The organism is Microbacterium hatanonis, assembly GCF_008017415.1.
Taxonomy (GTDB): Bacteria; Actinomycetota; Actinomycetes; order Actinomycetales; family Microbacteriaceae; genus Microbacterium; species Microbacterium hatanonis.
On the sequence record NZ_VRSV01000002.1, the window covers coordinates 961974 to 979368 of the forward strand.

At 71.6% G+C, this 17395-nt stretch carries 14 protein-coding genes; 11 read left to right on the forward strand and 3 right to left on the reverse strand.

Annotation, left to right across the window (positions count from 1 at the left end; genetic code table 11):
• Positions 1–17 precede the first annotated feature (17 nt).
• Positions 18–677: a TetR/AcrR family transcriptional regulator gene (locus FVP77_RS14585; RefSeq protein ID WP_147895284.1), complete on the reverse strand. Its 660-nt coding sequence runs from the start codon at positions 675–677 to the stop codon at positions 18–20.
• Positions 678–761: 84 nt separating this feature from the next.
• Here FVP77_RS14585 and FVP77_RS14590 point away from each other — a divergent pair, with 84 nt between their 5' ends.
• The 5 genes from FVP77_RS14590 to FVP77_RS14610 are packed head-to-tail and all read left to right on the forward strand — an operon-like array spanning position 762 to position 8401.
• Positions 762–1601, forward strand: coding sequence for an urea amidolyase associated protein UAAP1 (locus FVP77_RS14590; RefSeq protein WP_147895285.1), 840 nt, complete (start codon positions 762–764; stop codon positions 1599–1601).
• A 12-nt stretch (positions 1602–1613) separates the two neighbouring features.
• The gene (locus FVP77_RS14595; RefSeq protein ID WP_147895286.1) at positions 1614–2294 is read left to right on the forward strand and encodes an urea amidolyase associated protein UAAP2; all 681 of its coding nucleotides are present in this window, start codon (positions 1614–1616) and stop codon (positions 2292–2294) included.
• A complete protein-coding gene (gene uca, locus FVP77_RS14600; RefSeq protein ID WP_147895287.1) occupies positions 2291–5905 on the forward strand; it encodes an urea carboxylase in 3615 nt (1204 codons plus the stop codon). Before FVP77_RS14595 ends, uca begins: the two co-directional genes overlap by 4 nt.
• On the forward strand, positions 5902–7572 hold the full coding sequence (locus FVP77_RS14605; RefSeq protein ID WP_147895288.1) for an allophanate hydrolase: 1671 nt from the start codon (positions 5902–5904) through the stop codon (positions 7570–7572). Before uca ends, FVP77_RS14605 begins: the two co-directional genes overlap by 4 nt.
• 1 nt (position 7573) lies before the next feature.
• Positions 7574–8401 (forward strand): N-acyl homoserine lactonase family protein, encoded by an 828-nt coding sequence (locus FVP77_RS14610; protein WP_187266959.1) that lies wholly within the window; start codon positions 7574–7576, stop codon positions 8399–8401.
• A gap of 66 nt (positions 8402–8467) precedes the next feature.
• On the opposite strand, the gene FVP77_RS14615 is transcribed toward FVP77_RS14610, so the two are convergent.
• The gene (locus tag FVP77_RS14615) at positions 8468–9481 is read right to left on the reverse strand and encodes a LacI family DNA-binding transcriptional regulator (RefSeq protein WP_246134129.1); all 1014 of its coding nucleotides are present in this window, start codon (positions 9479–9481) and stop codon (positions 8468–8470) included.
• 124 nt (positions 9482–9605) lie between these two features.
• On the opposite strand from FVP77_RS14615, the gene FVP77_RS14620 reads away from it, so the two are divergent.
• The 3 genes from FVP77_RS14620 to FVP77_RS14630 are packed head-to-tail and all read left to right on the forward strand — an operon-like array spanning position 9606 to position 12888.
• On the forward strand, positions 9606–10313 hold the full coding sequence (locus FVP77_RS14620) for a ThuA domain-containing protein (protein ID WP_147895291.1): 708 nt from the start codon (positions 9606–9608) through the stop codon (positions 10311–10313).
• Positions 10286–11368 carry a Gfo/Idh/MocA family protein gene (locus tag FVP77_RS14625; RefSeq protein ID WP_147895292.1) on the forward strand — a complete coding sequence of 361 codons (1083 nt, stop codon included), beginning with the start codon at positions 10286–10288 and terminating at the stop codon, positions 11366–11368. Before FVP77_RS14620 ends, FVP77_RS14625 begins: the two co-directional genes overlap by 28 nt.
• Positions 11368–12888: an alpha-N-arabinofuranosidase gene (locus FVP77_RS14630; RefSeq protein WP_147895293.1), complete on the forward strand. Its 1521-nt coding sequence runs from the start codon at positions 11368–11370 to the stop codon at positions 12886–12888. Before FVP77_RS14625 ends, FVP77_RS14630 begins: the two co-directional genes overlap by 1 nt.
• Positions 12889–12999: 111 nt before the next feature.
• On the opposite strand, the gene FVP77_RS14635 is transcribed toward FVP77_RS14630, so the two are convergent.
• The gene (locus tag FVP77_RS14635; protein WP_147895294.1) at positions 13000–14025 is read right to left on the reverse strand and encodes a LacI family DNA-binding transcriptional regulator; all 1026 of its coding nucleotides are present in this window, start codon (positions 14023–14025) and stop codon (positions 13000–13002) included.
• Between the two features lie 185 nt (positions 14026–14210).
• Here FVP77_RS14635 and FVP77_RS14640 point away from each other — a divergent pair, with 185 nt between their 5' ends.
• The 3 genes from FVP77_RS14640 (at position 14211) to FVP77_RS14650 (ending at position 17355) form a co-directional block, all read left to right on the forward strand.
• Entirely contained in the window at positions 14211–15560 is a 1350-nt protein-coding gene (locus tag FVP77_RS14640; RefSeq protein ID WP_147895295.1) for an ABC transporter substrate-binding protein, read from the forward strand.
• Positions 15561–15655: 95 nt separating this feature from the next.
• Positions 15656–16534 carry a carbohydrate ABC transporter permease gene (locus tag FVP77_RS14645; RefSeq protein ID WP_425463149.1) on the forward strand — a complete coding sequence of 293 codons (879 nt, stop codon included), beginning with the start codon at positions 15656–15658 and terminating at the stop codon, positions 16532–16534.
• On the forward strand, positions 16531–17355 hold the full coding sequence (locus FVP77_RS14650; RefSeq protein WP_147895296.1) for a carbohydrate ABC transporter permease: 825 nt from the start codon (positions 16531–16533) through the stop codon (positions 17353–17355). Before FVP77_RS14645 ends, FVP77_RS14650 begins: the two co-directional genes overlap by 4 nt.
• The last annotated feature ends 40 nt before the right edge of the window (positions 17356–17395 follow it).

A 17395-nucleotide genomic window follows, 5' to 3' on the forward strand; every position in this document is an offset into this window, starting at 1 on the left:
CGATCGACGACCGCCGGTCAGGCGATGCGGTCGAGAACGCCGATGCCGAGATCCTCGGCGCGGGAGATGACCGCGGGATCCAGGTCGAGCACCCGCAGGGCGGCGGACGCGATCGCCTCCGCCGTGCGCTCGGTGATCTCGACGCCCCGCTTGCGCTGCAGGATCACGCTCTCGACCAAGCCGAGCACGAGGCTCGTGCTGATGTCGACACGGTCGGCGGCGAGGCCGCTGGCGGCGACCAGCGTCCTGTAGGTCGTCTCGAGCTCGCTGCGCCGCTCGCGGAAGGGGCGGAAGGCGTCCTCCGACACCTCCGGCAGCAGGTAGAGGGCGCCGACGTTGTGGGGTCCGGCCGAGAGCAGGCGCACGTCGGCGACGCACAGCGCCCACAGGCGCGCCGCGGGCTCGTCGTCCTCGGCGAGAAGCCGGGCGGCGACCTCGAGCGACGGCTGAACGGTTTCGAGCAGGAGGGCGAGGAGGATGTCGTGCTTGCGCTCGAAGTGGTGGTACATCGAGGCCTGGCGGATGCCGGCGGCCTCCGCGATCGCGTGCGTGCTCGACGACGTGTACCCGCGGGTGCAGAACAGAGCCGCCGCCGCGGTGAGGACGTCGGCCCGGGTGCCCTGCCCGGTGGGGGACGGACCCGCCGCGCGGGGTCGTCCGGTTCGTGCCGGCGCCATGCTCCCACCGTAACGGTGCTGTCGTAACACGGGCGAAACGCCGACGTGGTGTCATAACTGTCAATCGATAGAAAGGATCCGGGAATGGACGGTCGAAAGCTCGCCCTCGGCGATGTCGGACGTGCTCGCGAGGACGCCCGTGCCCGCGCCGCCTCGTCGGAGTGGATGCCCTACCTCCCGCCGGCCTCCGCCCCCTTCGCCCCCGACGAGGTCGACCCGGCAGCTCTCCGGTGGGCGGAGACCGTGGCCCCCGGCGGATACACGCACCTTCGGGTCGCGCGGGGTACCCGCATCCGCCTCATCGACCCCACGGGCGACGCCTCCGCGAGCGTCGTGGTGCTCAACGCCGTCGAACCCTGGGAGCGGATCAACGTCGCCGACACCCAGAAGATCCCGTGGCAGGCCTACCTCGGCGCCGGGCACCCGCTGCTCTCCGGCGACGGGCGCGTGCTGGCGACGATCGTCGCCGACACCTCCGGCCGGCATGACGCGTTCTGCGGCACGACCAGCGACGCCTGGAACGAGCGCAAGTACGGCGACGCCCTCCCCGAGGGTCCGTCGCCGTCCGGGCACGGGCTGCTCCGGCTCGCTGCCGCCAAGCACGGGCTGACCTCGCGCGACCTGCCCCCGGCGATCTCGTTCTTCCAGGGGGTGCGCGCCGAGGCCGACGGCTCGCTCGCCTGGCAGGGTTCGGCCGGTCCCGGAGCTCACGTGGACCTCCGCGCGGAGCTGCCGCTGATCGTGCTCGTCGCGAACGTGCCCCACGCGCTGGATCCGCGCGACGACTACGTCGTGGGCCCGCTGCGCGTGGTCGCCTGGACGGAACGGCCGACGGGCGAGGACGACGACGTCTTCCACGCCAGCCCCGAACGCGAACGCGCCTACCGCAACACCGTCGCCTACGCCGAGCTCGCCGGTCTCTGAGAGGACGCCAGAATGATCACCACCGTTCCCGACCGCCCCGTCCACGCCGCCGACGCGCCCCTCGACTGGTCGAGCCCGCTCGTCGACGGCGCCGTCGTGCTCGACCAGCGCGTCGCACCGCGAGCCGCCTGGTCGGCCGTCGTCGCCGCCGGCGACGTGCTGACGATCGTCGACGTCGGGGGGAACCAGTCGGCCGACTTCCTCGTCTACGCCGCCTCCGACACCGACGAGCGCTACAGCGCCGCCGACACGATCGCCTGGCAGCAGAACGTGTACGTGCGCACCGGCACGGTGCTGCGCAGCAACCTCGGGCGCCCGTTGATGACGGTCGTGGGGAACGAGGTCGACCGCCAGGACACGATCGGCGGAGCGTGCAGCAAGGAGTCGAACACCCTGCGGTACGGGCATCACACCCTGTTCCAGCACGGGTGCCGGGAGAACTTCCTCGCCGAGGCCGCCCGTCACGGACTCGGGGCGCGCGACCTCGTCTCGAACCTCAACTGGTTCATGAACGTGCCCGTCGAGGCGGACGGGTCGCTCGGGATCGTCGACGGGATGTCGGCGCCGGGCAAGCGCGTGGCGCTGCGGGCGGAGCGCGACGTGCTCGTGGTCGTGTCGAACTGCCCGCAGATGAACAACCCCTGCAACGACTTCAGCTGCACGCCGCTGCACATGATCGTGACGCGCCCGTGAGGGGCTTCGACACCCTGCTCGTCGCCAATCGCGGCGAGATCGCCCGTCGCATCATCCGCTCCGCACGAGAGCGGGGTTTGCGCACGGTCGCGGTCTACTCCGACGCCGACCGGGCGGCCCCCCACGTGCGCGAGGCCGACACCGCCGTGCGGCTCGGGCCGGCTCCCGCCTCGGAGTCGTACCTGCAGCTCGACGCCGTCCTCGAGGCGGCCGCCCGAACGGGTGCCGGCGCGATCCACCCCGGCTACGGCTTCCTCGCCGAGAACGCGGGAGCCGCCCGTGCCGTGGAGGCCGCCGGGCTCGCGTGGGTCGGTCCCACTCCCGATCAGCTCGACGCTTTCGGGCTGAAGCACACCGCGCGGGGGCTCGCCGCCGCAGCCGGTGTCCCGCTGCTCCCGGGCAGCGGCGTGCTGGAATCGCGCGACGCCGCTGTGGCGGCCGCCGAGTCGATCGGGTTCCCGGTCATGCTCAAGGCGACGGGCGGGGGCGGCGGGATCGGCATGCGGGTCTGCGGCGACGCCGATGCGGTGGCCGAGGCGTTCGACGCGGTCACCCGTCAGGCGCAGGCGAGCTTCGGGTCGTCGGGGCTCTTCGTGGAGAAGTTCGTGCGCCCGGCGCGCCACGTCGAGGTGCAGCTGTTCGGTGATGGGGCCGGGCGCGTCGCCGTGCTCGGCGACCGCGACTGCTCGCTGCAGCGCCGGAACCAGAAGGTCGTCGAAGAGGCCCCGGCGCCGCGCCTTCCCGACGCCGTGCGCGCACAGCTCCACGCCACGGCCGCTGCCCTCGCCTCCAGCGTCGGCTACCGTTCCGCCGGCACGGCGGAGTTCGTCTACGACCCCGTCGCCGAGGCCGCCTACTTCCTCGAGGTCAATGCGCGTCTGCAGGTCGAGCATCCGGTCACCGAGGCGGTCTACGGTCTCGATCTGGTCGGACTCATGCTCGACCTCGCGGCGGGCGGACCCGAGGCCGTCGACCCCTCGCTCTTCGACGCTCCGCGACAACCCGACGGGCACGCCGTGGAGGCGCGCATCTACGCCGAGGATCCCGATCGCGGCAACGCCCCGTCGACCGGACTCGTCACCGGGGTCCGCCTCCCGGAGGGAGACGGCATCCGTGTCGACTCCTGGATCGAGGCGGGAATGGACGTCACGTCGTACTACGACCCGCTGCTCGCGAAGGTCATCGCGCACGCGGCGACCCGCGACGACGCCCTCGACCTGCTGCACGCCTCGCTGGCCGGCACCCGCATCGACGGGATCGTCACCGGCACCGGGATGCTGCGTGAGATCGCGCAGCATCCGGACGTCCGCGACGCCACCCACGACACCGGCACCCTCGACGGCGTCGGCGACCCCGACCCCCGGATCGAGGTGCTCGAGCCGGGCATGATGACCACCGTGCAGGACCTCCCCGGCCGTCTCGGGTACTGGCAGGTGGGTGTTCCGCCGTCGGGTCCGATGGACTCGGTGTCGTTCCGGGAGGCCAACCTCGCGGTCGGCAACCCGCCCGAGGCGCCCGGGCTCGAGGTCACGCTCACCGGACCCACCCTGCGGTTCACCGCGGCCACCCGGGTGTGCGTCACCGGAGCACCGGTCGACGTCACGGTCGACGGCGTGACGGTTCCGCTCTGGGAACCGGTCGAGGTTCCCGTCGGCGGCACGCTCCGCATCGGTGCGTCACCCGGCCCCGGCATCCGCACCTACGTCGCGATCCGCGGCGGGATCGACGTGCCCGCCTACCTCGGAAGCGCGGCGACCTTCACGCTCGGCGGGTTCGGCGGTCACGGCGGGCGGGCGCTCGTCGCCGGCGACGTGCTGCGCCCCGCCGCCGTCGAACCGGCCGCTCCCGGCGGCGCGACCCCACCCGAGCGACGACCGCACATCGGGCGGGAGTGGCGCATCGGCGTCACCGAGGGCCCGCACGCCGCTCCCGAGTTCTTCACCCGCTCCGACATCGACGAGCTCTACGCCGCGGAGTACACGGTACAGGTCAATTCGGCCCGCACGGGCGTTCGCCTCAGCGGCCCGCAGCCCGAGTGGGCGCGCACCGACGGCGGAGAGGCGGGCCTGCACCCCTCGAACATCCACGACACCCCCTACGCCGTGGGAGCCCTCGACTTCACCGGCGACACCCCGATCATCCTCGGACCCGACGGGCCGAGTCTGGGCGGTTTCGTGTGCCCCGCGGTCGTCGCCAGCGGCGAGCTGTGGAAGATCGGCCAGCTGCGCCCGGGTGATTCCCTCCGGTTCGTTCCGGTGCGCGAGGCGGACGCCGCCCGGCTGGACTCCGCCCGCTCGCTGGGCGCGCCCCCGCTCATCGGCGGCGGCGACGGCGACGACGGGGTGATGTCGGTGCGAGAGGCCGACGTCGACGAGACCGGGGTGCAGCGTCCTCGCGTGACCTACCGGCGCGGCGGCGACGACAACGTGCTCGTCGAGTTCGGCGCGCAGGAGCTGGATCTGGGGCTTCGCATGCGCGTGCACGCGCTGCAGACCCGTCTCGCCGAGCACGCGCCCCGTGGCATCCTCGACGTCACCCCCGGCATCCGATCGCTGCAGGTGCACACCGACGCATCCGTGCTCCGCGCCTCGCAGCTCGTCGGGCTCCTCCGGGAGCTCGACGACGACCCGCCCCCGACGAGCGAACTCGTCGTGCCCTCCCGCGAGGTGCGTCTGCCGTTGTCATGGGACGACCCGGCGACGCGGTTGGCGATCGAACGGTACATGGCGGGCGTCCGCGACGACGCCCCGTGGACGCCGTGGAACATCGAATTCATCCGGCGCATCAACGGGCTCGACAGCGTCGACGACGTGTACCGCACGGTCTTCGACGCGCAGTATCTCGTGATGGGTCTCGGCGACGTCTACCTCGGCGCCCCGGTCGCGACCCCCCTCGATCCGCGTCACCGGCTCGTCACCACCAAGTACAACCCGGCCCGCACGTGGACCGCCGAGAACTCCGTCGGCATCGGCGGCGCGTACCTCTGCATCTACGGCATGGAGGGTCCGGGCGGCTACCAGTTCGTCGGTCGCACCGTGCAGGTGTGGAACAGATTCCGACGCGGCGGTCTGTTCGCCGACAACCCCTGGGCGCTGCGGTTCTTCGACCGCATCCGCTGGTACCCGGTGTCGGCGGAGGAGCTCCTCGAGCTGCGCGCTGAGACCGACGCGGGGCGGGGCGACTTCGAGACCTCGGAGGGCGAGTTCCGCCTGGCGGAGTACGAGACGTTCCTCTCCGACAACGCGGCCGGCATCTCGTCGTTCCGCGATCGTAAGCAGCGCGCCTTCGCCGAGGAGCGCGACCGCTGGCGCGAGGCGGGGGAGTTCGATCGACCGGTGGAGTCGGATGCCGTCGCCACCGCCCCGGTCGAGGATCCCTTGCCGCCCGGCTGCGTCGCGGTGCGGGCGCCCTTCTCGGCGGCGGTCTGGAAGGTCGAGACGGAGCCGCGGCAGAGTGTCGCGGAAGGAGAACGGATGCTGGTGTTGGAGGCGATGAAGATGGAGACCACCGTGAGTGCGACACAGGCGGGGATCGTGCGCGACGTGCTCGTGCGACCGGGGGAGCGCGTGGAGGCCGGGCAGCTGCTGGCCGTCGTGGAGGTCGCCCGATGAGCGCGGTCGAGCGGGTCGCCGCCGCGTACCTCCGAAACGCCGAGATCGACCGCCCCGAGGCGTGGATCGCTCTGCGGCCCGAAACCGAGGTGCGCGCCGAGGCCGCCGAGATCGACCGACGCGTCGCCGCCGGGGAACGGCTGCCGCTGGCGGGGACCGTGCTCGCCGTCAAAGACAACATCGACGTCGCGGGCCTGCCCACCACCGCGGGGAGCCCCGCGTACGCGTACGCGCCGGAGGCGGATGCCCCGGCGGTGGCGCGGCTGCGCGCGGCCGGAACGGTCGTGCTCGGCAAGACCAACCTCGACCAGTTCGCCACCGGCCTCGTCGGCACGCGCAGCCCGTACGGTGCCGTGCGCGGGGCCTGGGACCCGGCGCGCATCTCCGGCGGCTCGAGCTCGGGATCCGCCGTCGTCACCGCCCTCGGGGTCGTCGACCTCGCTCTCGGCACCGACACGGCGGGTTCGGGACGAGTGCCGGCCGCCCTGAACGGCATCGTCGGGGTCAAGCCCACGGTCGGCCTCGTGCCGACGACCGGCGTCGTCCCGGCGTGCCGGAGCATCGACTGCGTCACCGTCTTCGCGCGGGAGCTGTCCCTCGCCCGTCAGGCCGCCGAGCTCATGGCGGGGCCCGACGGCATCGATCCCCTGGCTCGCATCGACGTGCCGGCGCCGCCGCTGGATGCCCGGCCCGTCGTCGCGATCCCGACCCCCGAGCACCTGGAGGGTCTCGCCGAGGGATGGGTGGAGGCCTTCCGCGGCGTCGTCGGCAGGCTCGCCGCATCCGGCGTCGACATCGTCGAGGTCGACATCGCGCCGCTCCTGGATGCCGCATCGCTCCTGTACGGCGGGGCGTTCGTCGCCGAGCGCACGGCGGCGGTCGGCGCCTTCATCGAGGCGAATCGCGAGCTCATCGGCACGGATATCGACCCGACCGTCGCCGGCATCGTGCTCGCGGGAGCCGACGCCCGGGCCGCGGACTACTTCCGCGACCGGGAGCGGCTCGACCGACTCGGGCTGGAAGGCCTGGGGCGTCTCGCCGGCGCGGTGGCGCTGCTGACTCCCACGACCACGTGGCACCCGACCCTCGACGAGGTGGCGGCCGACCCCGTCGGCGCGAACTCCCGCATGGGGCGCTTCACGAACTTCGCCAACCTCCTCGACCGCAGCGCGCTCGCCGTTCCGGCGGGGGTCGTGGGAGGCAAGCCCTTCGGCGTCATGCTCACCGGCGCCCCCTTCGCCGACCGCACGCTCGCGCAACTCGCCGAGCGCGTGTCGGCCCCTCCGGTCGACGTGCTCGTGGTGGGCGCGCACCTGCGCGGTCAACCGCTGAACCACCAGCTCGTCGCCGCCGGGGGGTCGTTCGTCGCGTCGGTCTCGACGGCACCCGACTACCGGCTCTTCGCCCTGGCGACCACGCCTGCCAAGCCCGGCCTCGTGCGCGTCGCCGACGGCGGGGCGCCGATCGAGGGGGAGGTCTGGCGGCTGCCGGCCGCCGGGTTCGGCCGCTTCGTCGCGGCGCTTCCCGAACCGATGGGCATCGGCACCGCGCGACTGGCCGACGGCTCGACCGTCTCGGGCTTCCTCTGCGAGACGGTCGCGCTCGAGGGCGCCGCCGACATCACCGGGTTCGGTGGCTGGCGGGCCTACCTGGCATCGGCGGTGTGATGTGACGGCGACGCCCTGGGCTGATGCGGCGCCCCTCCGCCTCGGCGGGCGCCCCCGGCGGCTCGTCCCCTTCGTGGTCGGCTACGAGCCCATCCCGGAGGGAGTCTCGGTCGCCGGCGGCAGCTTCTTCCGATTCCTCCTCGAACCGGTCACCGCCGCCGCCGTCGTCTTCGACGAGGGGTGGGTGCTCGTCGACGGCGGGTTCGACCCGGCCCGCATCCGCGACCGCGATCGGCGCGTGGCGAGCTTCGACTACGAGAACTACACGCCCCTGGTTCCCGCCGGCGACCCGCTGGTCGAGCAGGTCGCCGACGCCGGACTCGACTGGAGCGACCTCGCCGCGGCCGCGATCACCCACGTGCACTTCGATCACACCGGGGCGGCGCGCCTGCTCGCCCCCGACCAGCCCCTGCTCCTGCAGGAGCGGGAGTGGGAGCACGTGCACACGGTGGACGACGCCCGCGCGGGGTTTCTGTTCGTCGATGACGTCGTGCGCGACGGGCTCTCGGTCGTGACGCTCGACGGCGACACCGAGCTCGCGCCGGGCCTGCAGGCGATCGACACGTCGGGCCACACCCCGGGCCACCAGTCGTTCGTGATCGAGCTGGGGGAGCGCACCGTCGTGCTCGCCGGTGACGCGGCCGATCTGCGCCGCAACGTCACCGACTGCGTGCGGTGCGGGTCGACGGTGGGCGAGGGCGGCGACGAGCGCGCGGATGCCGCGATCCGGCGCCTCCACGACCTCGACGCACGCGACGGGGTCGAGGTGTGGCCCGCGCACGACCCGAACTGGGGTCCGTGGCGAGAGGTCATCGCCGACCGCGCCTGACGCCCGTGCCGCACGGGCTCGGGCTGTGCCGGTGCCGTCCCCGGGCGTCCCTGACGGGGTCTGCGGTCAGTCGCCGGCGCCGCGGGTCGAGCCGCGGGCGATGAGCTCGGTCGGCAGCTCCACGATCGCCTCTGCCGAGGGCGCGCCGGTGGCCAGCATCCGCACGGCGGCGGCCGCCATCTCGCGGATCGGCTGGCGCACCGTGGTCAGCGAGGGCTGCAGCCACCGCGCCCCCCGCAGGTCGTCGAACCCCACGATCAGCACGTCGACACCGACTCGCAGCCCCGCGTCGGCCACCGCGCGGTAGGCGCCGGCCGCCATCTCGTCCGAGCAGGCGAACACTCCCACGGGCCCGTCGCCGGAGATCCCTACGAGCGCGCGCTGACAGGCCTCCCGCCCCTCCGTCGCGCCCCAGTTCGCACTCTCGTGCACTCGCGCGGCGCGGGGGAGCGCAGCATCCAGGGTCTCGAAGAACCCCTCCACGCGCGCCCGACCCCAGCGGTAGGGAGGACTGCCCCCGATCACGACGAAGCGGCCCGCACCCCGGGCGATCAGGTGCTCGGCCGCCGCCGACCCGCCGGCCCGGTCGGTCGAGCGCACGCTCGGCAGCCCCCGCGACGAGCCGCTCGGCGGCTCGAGCAGCACCACGGGGATGCCCGCCTCGCGCATCACCGCGGTCTGCGTCGCCGTCGGAAGGATGAGGCCCAGCACGACCCCGGCGCTCCCGCGGGAACGGATGCGGACGGGCCAGTCGTCGTCGGGATCGTCGCGCTCGGTCGTCAGCACGAGGTCGTAGCGCAGGTGCGCCGCCGCGGTCCGCGCACCCGCTGTCACCTCTTCGGTGTACGGGTTGTGGAAATGGGAGAGCACCAGGTCGATCAGCCGGGCGGTGCCTCCGCGTGGGCGACCGCGCCGCTCACCGTCGTGCGTGTACCGGAGCGCTGTCGCGGCGGCCGCTACCCGTGCGCGCGTCGCTGCGGCCATCTCGCCCTGTCCGCGCAGGGCGCGTGAGGCGGTGGTCACGCTCACGCCCGCCGCCGCCGCCACGTCGGCGAGCGTGGAACGGGCGGATGCGGGCACCCCCCTATTTTGCGCAATATCTGGGCGATCGGTCCACGGTGTGTGACATCGTGTTGCCGTCCCCGCCGGGGGGAGCGCGTCGCCGCCTCCCCTTTCCGGCCACCTCTGCGTCGAGGAGTTCGTCATGACCGCACGCCACGCCCTGATCGTCCGAGGCGGGTGGGAAGGACACCATCCGGTCGAGGCCGCCGAGCTCTTCGTGCCGTTCCTGCGCGACAACGGCTTCGACGTGCGCGTCGAGTCCGACCCGGAGGTCTACGCCGACCTCGACGCGATGAACGCCGTCGACCTCGTCGTGCAGTCGGTCACGATGTCGCAGATCTCGCGGGAGGCGGTGGCGGGGCTCCGCGCCGCCGTCGAGCGCGGCGCCGGGCTCGCCGGCTGGCACGGGGGCATCGCCGACTCCTACCGCGGCGACTCCGACTACCTGCAGCTGGTCGGAGGGCAGTTCGCCACCCACCCGTCACGGCACCCCGACGAACGCTCCGGCGACGAGCGCGACAACTTCCTCGACCACACGATCGAGGTCACCGCCGCCGGCCGCGCGTCGGTGATCATGGCCGGCATCGAAGACTTCGCCCTGCGCACCGAGCAGTACTGGGTGCTCACCGACGACCTCAACGACGTGCTCGCCACGACCACTCACCCGGTGCAGCCCTATCACCCGTGGCACCGCCCGGTCACGTCGCCGGCGGTATGGACCCGCGAATGGGGGCGGGGCCGCGTCTTCGTCGCGACCCCCGGTCACGACCTCGACGTGCTGAAAGACGACAACGTCCGCACGATCATCGAGAGGGGGATGCTGTGGGCAAGCCGCACGGAATCGGAATAGTCGGGCTGGGCGTCATCTCGGCCCAATACCTCGACACCCTCGTCGGACTCGACACGGTGCGGATCGCCGCCGCCGCCGACCTCGATCCCGCCCGCGCGCGAGCGATCGCCGATCGCGTGCCGGGGTGCCGGGCCCTCTCGGTCGACGAGCTCGTGGCCGACCCGGAGGTGCAGACGGTGCTGAACCTCACCGTTCCCGCCGCGCACGCGTCGGTCGCGCTCGCGGCGCTCGCCGCCGGGAAGAACGTCTACGGCGAGAAGCCGCTCGCCGCCACGCTCGCCGAAGCGCTCGAGGTCGTCGCGTCCGCCGGCGATGCCTGGGTGGGAGGCGCGCCCGACACCGTGCTCGGCACCGGCGTGCAGACCGCGCGGGCGGTCGTCGACGCGGGGGAGATCGGCCGACCGGTGTCGGCGACGGCGACCTGGGTGGCTCCGGGCCACGAGGCCTGGCATCCGAACCCCGACTTCTACTACCTCGCGGGAGGCGGGCCCCTGTTCGACATGGGGCCGTACTACCTGACCACGCTCTTCCACCTCCTCGGTCCGGTCGTCCGGGTGTCGGGCGTCTCGTCACGGCCCCGCGACGAACGCATCATCGCGACGGGTCCCCGCGCGGGGGAGCGCATCCCCGTCGAGGTCGACACGCACGTGACCGGCGTTCTCGAGCACGTCGGCGGCGCGGTCTCGACGGTGACGTTCAGCTTCGACGCGGTGGCGACCGCCGCCGCGCCCCTCGAGGTGCACGGCGAGAGCGGATCGCTGACGGTGCCCGATCCGAACACGTTCGACGGCGAGGTGAGGCTGCGCCGCTCGCGTTCCGACGAGGGCGCGGTGATCGAGCCCCGCGCCGGCTACGAGCAGGCGGGGCGCGGTATCGGCCTGATCGACTTCGTCGCCGGTCACGGGCGGGCCGGCGGCGACGTCGCCCTGCACGTGCTCGAGATCATGACCGCGCTGACCGAGTCCGCGCGGGAAGGCCGACGCGTCGACCTGGCCACGACCGCGGAGCGCCCCTCGCTCGCACCCCTCACGCCCCGCACCGCTTGGAGAGCATAATGACCTCGACGGCACGCGCCGTGATCGACCTCGACGTGACCGGCGATCGCATCAGCCGCCACCTCTACGGGCACTTCGCCGAGCACCTCGGCCGATGCATCTACGACGGGTTCTGGGTGGGGGAGGACTCGCCGATCCCGAACGTGCGCGGCATCCGTCTCGACATCGTCGAGGCGCTCCGCGCACTCGACATCCCGAATCTGCGGTGGCCGGGCGGATGCTTCGCCGACACGTACCACTGGCGCGACGGCATCGGACCGCGCCAGCGGCGTCCGAAGATCGCCAACACCAACTGGGGCGACGTCGTCGAGAACAACCACTTCGGCACGCACGAGTTCATGGACCTCTGCGACCTGCTCGGCGCCGACGCGTACGTGAACGGCAACGTCGGCAGCGGCACGGTGCAGGAGATGTCGGAGTGGGTGGAGTACCTGACCCGTGCCGATGACAGTCCGATGGCGAGGCTGCGACGGCAGAACGGACGAGACGAGCCGTGGCGGGTGCCGTTCTGGGGACTGGGCAACGAGGCGTGGGGGTGCGGCGGCAACATGTCGGCGTCGTTCTACGCCGAGGAGGCGCGCCGCTACGCCACCTTCTGCCACGAGCACGGCGGCAACTCGCTCACGAGGATCGCGGCGGGCGCGAACGAGGACGACCTCGAGTGGACGCGCACGCTCATGAAGTCCCTGACGGAGTGCCACGGCTGCACGATGGGCGGGAATCTGCCGTATCAGGCCATCTCTTTCCACTACTACACGCACTCCGGGTCGGGCATCAACAGCGAGGCGGCGACCGCGTTCACCACGGCGCAGTACTACGAGACCGTGGCGTACGCGGCGGGGATCGAACGCATCGTGCGCGGGCACGTCGCCGTCATGGACTCCTACGACCCGCAGAACCGCGTCGGTCTGGTGTGCGACGAGTGGGGCACGTGGTGGAACGCCGCCGAGGGCACGAATCCCGGCTTCCTCTTCCAGCAGAACACCGTGCGCGACGCCCTCGTCGCCGGTCTGCACTTCGACGTCTTCCACCGCCACGCTCGTCGCCTGACGATGGCGAACATCGCGCAGACGGTGAACGTGCTGCAGGCGATGGTGCTCACCGACGGCGAGAACCTCGTGCTCACCCCGACCTACCACGTGTTCGAGATGAACAAGGGACACCAGGATGCGGCAGGCCTCCCGGTGCACGTCCTCGAGACGCCGACGACCACCGTGCGCGGCGACGATCTCGACCTCGTGTCGATCTCGGCGTCGACGCGCGACGACACGGCGCTGGTGTCGTTGACCCACCTGTCGGTCGATGCCCCGTGCACGGTGCGGGTCGATCTGCGGGGTCGAGCCGCGAGCGTCGTGCGCGCGCGCGTGCTCACGGGCGACGCGGCATCTTCGTTCAACGACGTCGACGCGCCCGAACGTGTTGCGCCCCGACCGCTCGAGGCGAGCCTCGAGGCGGACGGGGTGCTCGTGGTCGAGCTCCCGCCCCACTCGTTCGCGACGGTCGAGCTCGCGCTCGGCTGACGGGTGCCCCTGGACCGCGAGACGTCAACGTGGATACGAGACTGCGACCCTCGTGCGCAGTGTCGTATCCCGGATGACGTCTCGCGGGCTGGGCGGGGATCGGGGCGGGGGTCAGCGCCGCGGGGGAGCGATCGAGGCGCGCTCGATGGTGGGCATCGGGATCAGCGACTCGCCGGGTGCCCCGGGGTCGAGCAGCCGCTCGACCGCGCGACGCCCCATCGCCTCGTGCGGCAGTCCGATGGTGGTGAGGCCGGGGCGGAGGTACGCGGCGAGCTCGTCGTTGTCGAACGAGACGACCGACACGTCGCCCGGCACCGACAGCCCCGCCTCGGTCAGAGCCTGGTAGGCGCCGAAGGCGAGACGGTCGTTCATGCAGATCAGCGCTCGGGGCGCGGGCCTCGAGGCCAGGAGGTCGCGGACGGCCTCGTACCCGTGGTCGGGCTCCCACAGCCAGATCGAGCGCTCCGCGGCGAAGGCCACCCCGGCCTCCGCCATCGCGTCGCGCACCCCGGCGACGCGTCGGGCGACGGTCGTCGAGCGGAACACGTCGCGTTCGGCCTCGTCGCTCTGACCGATGAGGGCGATGCCCTCGCGATGGCCCGCCTCGAGCAGCAGGCGCACGGCAGCCCGCCCGCCGCTGTACTCGTCGGGGAGGACGGATGCGGGGTGGCCCGGGTTGATCGCGTTGAGCATCACGGCGGCGGTGCCGCGGGGCAGTTCGGGGACGAAGAGCTCGCGGGCCCGCATCGTCGCGAAGATGATGCCGTCGACCTGGCGGTCGACGAGCGCGGCGATCGCCTCCTCTTCGCGGGCGGGGTCGCCGTCGGTCTCGATCACGAGCACGACGTGCGCGGCGGCGCGTGCCGCCTCGAGCGCGCCCTTGATCAGGCCGCTCGCGAAACGGGTCGTCGCGACGAGGTCGGAGACGAAGCCGAACGTCGAGGTCTTGTCGGTGCGGAGTCCTCGGGCGGCGATGTTCGGGCGGTAGCCGAGCTCGGTCGCCGCGGCGTGCACGCGGTCGTGGGCATCCTTCGACAACCGGGTGTCGGGCCGACCGTTGAGAATGAGGGATGCCGCGCTGACCGATAGCCCCGCTCGTTGCGCGACATCGGCGAGCGTCACGCGCTTGGTCGCCATCGATCATCCTCTCGACCTATGGATGCTATCGCCGCTCGGCGCACTTGACAGAACCCGGGCATGCATCCCATGATGAGGGTGCTAAAACCTTTCAGCACCTGCAGAACAGCCGAAACATCCGCAGTACCCCCGCACCACCCCGGTGACCCGCACCGGGGCGCATCACATGACGAAGGAGTCGTTTCATGCCCTCATCCCGCCGCCCCGCAGGGCGCCGCGCGATCGCCCTCGGCGCGCTCGCCGTCGTCGGCGTCGTGCTCTCGGCCTGCGCGCCGGGTGCCGCCGCCCCCGACACCAGCGCCGACGCCGTCAACGTGTCGACCGAGCTGACCTCCGACGAGGTCACCCTCACGATCGCCGACGAGACCGGGTTCCCGGTCACCGACAAGTTGACGGAGGAGTTCACCAAGCAGCATCCGAACGTCACCTTCACCATCACCCGCGACACGTTCCAGAACCTCACGGCGAACGCCCCCAAGCTCCTCGCCAGCTCCACGCCGCCCGACCTCATCCGCCTCCCCACTCTGGGCGAGACGGTGAAGGACGGGCTCGTGCTCGACCTCGACCCGTACTTCGACGCCTACGGATGGGACGCCTGGCCCGCCTCGCAGCTCGCGCCGCTGCGCATGAGCGAAGACGGCGTGCGCGGCTCGGGCGCGCTGTACCAGCTGGGTCTGGGCTACAGCATCACCGGCATCTACATGAACACGGCGCTCGCCGACCAGCTGGGCATCGACGGACCCCCCGCGACGATGGCCGAGCTCGAGGAGGACCTCGCGACGGCGAAGGCCGGTGGCGTGCAGCCGATCATGGCCGGCGACAAGGACGGCGTGGTCAACTTCGTGACGCAGGCCGCGATGAACCAGTACGCCGACAAGGACGAGTTCTTGGCGTGGATGTTCAACGAGCCCGGCGCCACCTACAACACGGAGGGCAACACCGAAGGCGCAGAGCTCATCCGGCGCTGGGCCGACGAGGGCTACTTCCCGTCCGACATCAACGCTCTGGACTACTTCACCTTCGTCAGCCAGTTCTCCGACGGCGGGGCACTGTTCACCTTCAACGGCAACTGGGAGGCGGCGAACTACCAGGCGGCCCTCGGCGACGACGTCACCTTCTTCCTCGTGCCCCCGATCGAGGAGGGCGGCGACCACGTCGCGATGGGAGCGGCCAACTCGTTCTCGGTGGCGGCGAAGTCGCAGCACAAGAACGAGATCGTCTACTTCCTGAACTGGATCCACACCGACCCGGTCGCGCGGCAGATCATCGTCGACGTCACCGGTGCCTCGCCCGGCGGCGACCCGTCGCTCGCCCTCCCCGAGGTCGAGTCGGGCTCGCTCATCGAGAAGGCCCTCGAGATGTCGGCGCAGATCGGCGAGGAGAACGGCCAGGTCGACTTCATGGCCAACACCACCGCCGGCATCTACGCGGGATCGATCATCCCGGAGTCGCAGCTGCTCGTGACGAGTCAGATCACCGGGGCCGAGTTCACCGAGCGCGTGCAGAAGTTCTACGAGAGCGAGGTCGGCGGGTGACATCCCGACCCGCGATCGACCCCGATGTGCTGACGCCGGGGGACACCCCGGCGTCAGCCGTCGCGGGTTCGCGAACCCCCCGTCGGGCCACTGCCATCGCGGTGGCCCGACGGGCCACGCTCGTCGGCTGGGCGCTGCTCGTGCCGGCACTGCTGGCGTACGTCGGCTTCGTGATCTGGCCGCTGATCCAGGGCGTGCAGTACTCGTTCTACGACTGGAACGGCGTGGGCGTGGCCACCTGGGTCGGCTTCGACAACTACCTCCGGGTGTTCACCGACCCCGACCTGCTCGGCGCGATCCGCAACGCGTTCCTGCTCATCGCCTTCTTCACCGTCATCCCGGTGAGCGTCGGCCTCGTGCTCGCGACGCTCATCCGCTCCATGAAGGCCGGCGCGTTCGCCAGCATCTCGCAGACGATCCTCTTCCTCCCGCAGATCATCCCGCTCGCGGCGGCCGGCATCGCCTGGTCGTGGATGTACGCCCAGACCGGCGCGGTCAACCAGATCCTCAGCGGCGTCGGCCTCGGCTGGATCACCCGGTCATGGCTCGCCGACTACACCACCGCCCTCCCCGCCGTCGGCCTCATCGGGTCGTGGGTGCTGACGGGGCTGTGCACCGTGCTGCTGCTCACCGGCATCGGCAAGATCGACGTCTCGCTCTACGAGGCGATCCGTCTCGACGGCGCCGGCTGGTGGCGGGAGTTCTTCACCATCACCCTCCCGGGCCTGCGGCAGGAGATCGCCGTGCTGGTCACACTGACGGTGATCGCTGCCCTCAGCAGCTTCGACATCATCTACACCTCCACCCAGGGAGGACCGGGCCGGGCCACCCTCGTGCCGGGTCTGTCGATCTTCCGCATCGGATTCACCCAGAGCGATGTCGGACTCGCCTCGGCGTTCGGCATCGTGCTGATGGTGCTCATCCTCATCGTCGTGCTGCCCATCCAGCGCCTGTCCCGGACGGAATCCCGATGATCGCCAACCGCACCGAGGTGATCCTCGGCCGGACGCTCCTCATCCTCGCCCTCATCCTCACCGTGATCCCGCTGGTGAGCATGCTGTCGGCCGCGCTCGCACCCGCCGACCGCAACCCGACCGGCATCGAGTGGCCGAGCGATCCGCAGTGGGTCAACTTCGTCACCGCCTTCGAGACGGGCAACGTGCTGCGGCTCATGGGCTCGAGCACCCTCATCGTGCTGGGCGTCGTGCCCATCAGCCTGCTGATCGCGACCCTCGCCGGATACGCGCTGGGAGGACTTCGGGTCAAGGGCGGCCGCGGCATCCTGATCTTCTTCGTTCTCGGTCTCACGATCCCGTTCGAGTCGCTGATCATCCCGCTGTACTACCAGTCGCAGGCGATGGGCACCCTGAATACGCAGTGGGCCGTGATCTTTCCGCTGATCGGTCTGTTCATGCCGTTCAGCGTGTTCTGGATGCGCGCGCACTTCATCAACGTGCCGCCGGAGCTCGGCGAGGCGGCGCGGGTGGACGGCGCCAGCACGTGGCAGGAGTTCCGCCGGATCCAGCTCCCGCTCGCGATGCCCGCGCTCTCGGCGCTGGCGATCCTGCTGTTCATCTGGACCTGGAACCAGTTCATCCTGCCGGTGGTGCTCATCGCCGACCCGTTGAACCGCACGGTGGCCGGTGCGCTCACCTTCTTCCAGGGGCAGTACTCGCTCAGCATCCCCCTCCTCAATGCGGGAGCGCTCATCATCATCACCCCCGCGATCGTGCTGTTCCTGATCTTCCAGCGACAGTTCATCAAGGCCTTGCTGCAGGGCGCGGTGAAGGGGTGAGCCCCCGCTCGTCCCTGACCGCCGCCGCTCATCACGACAG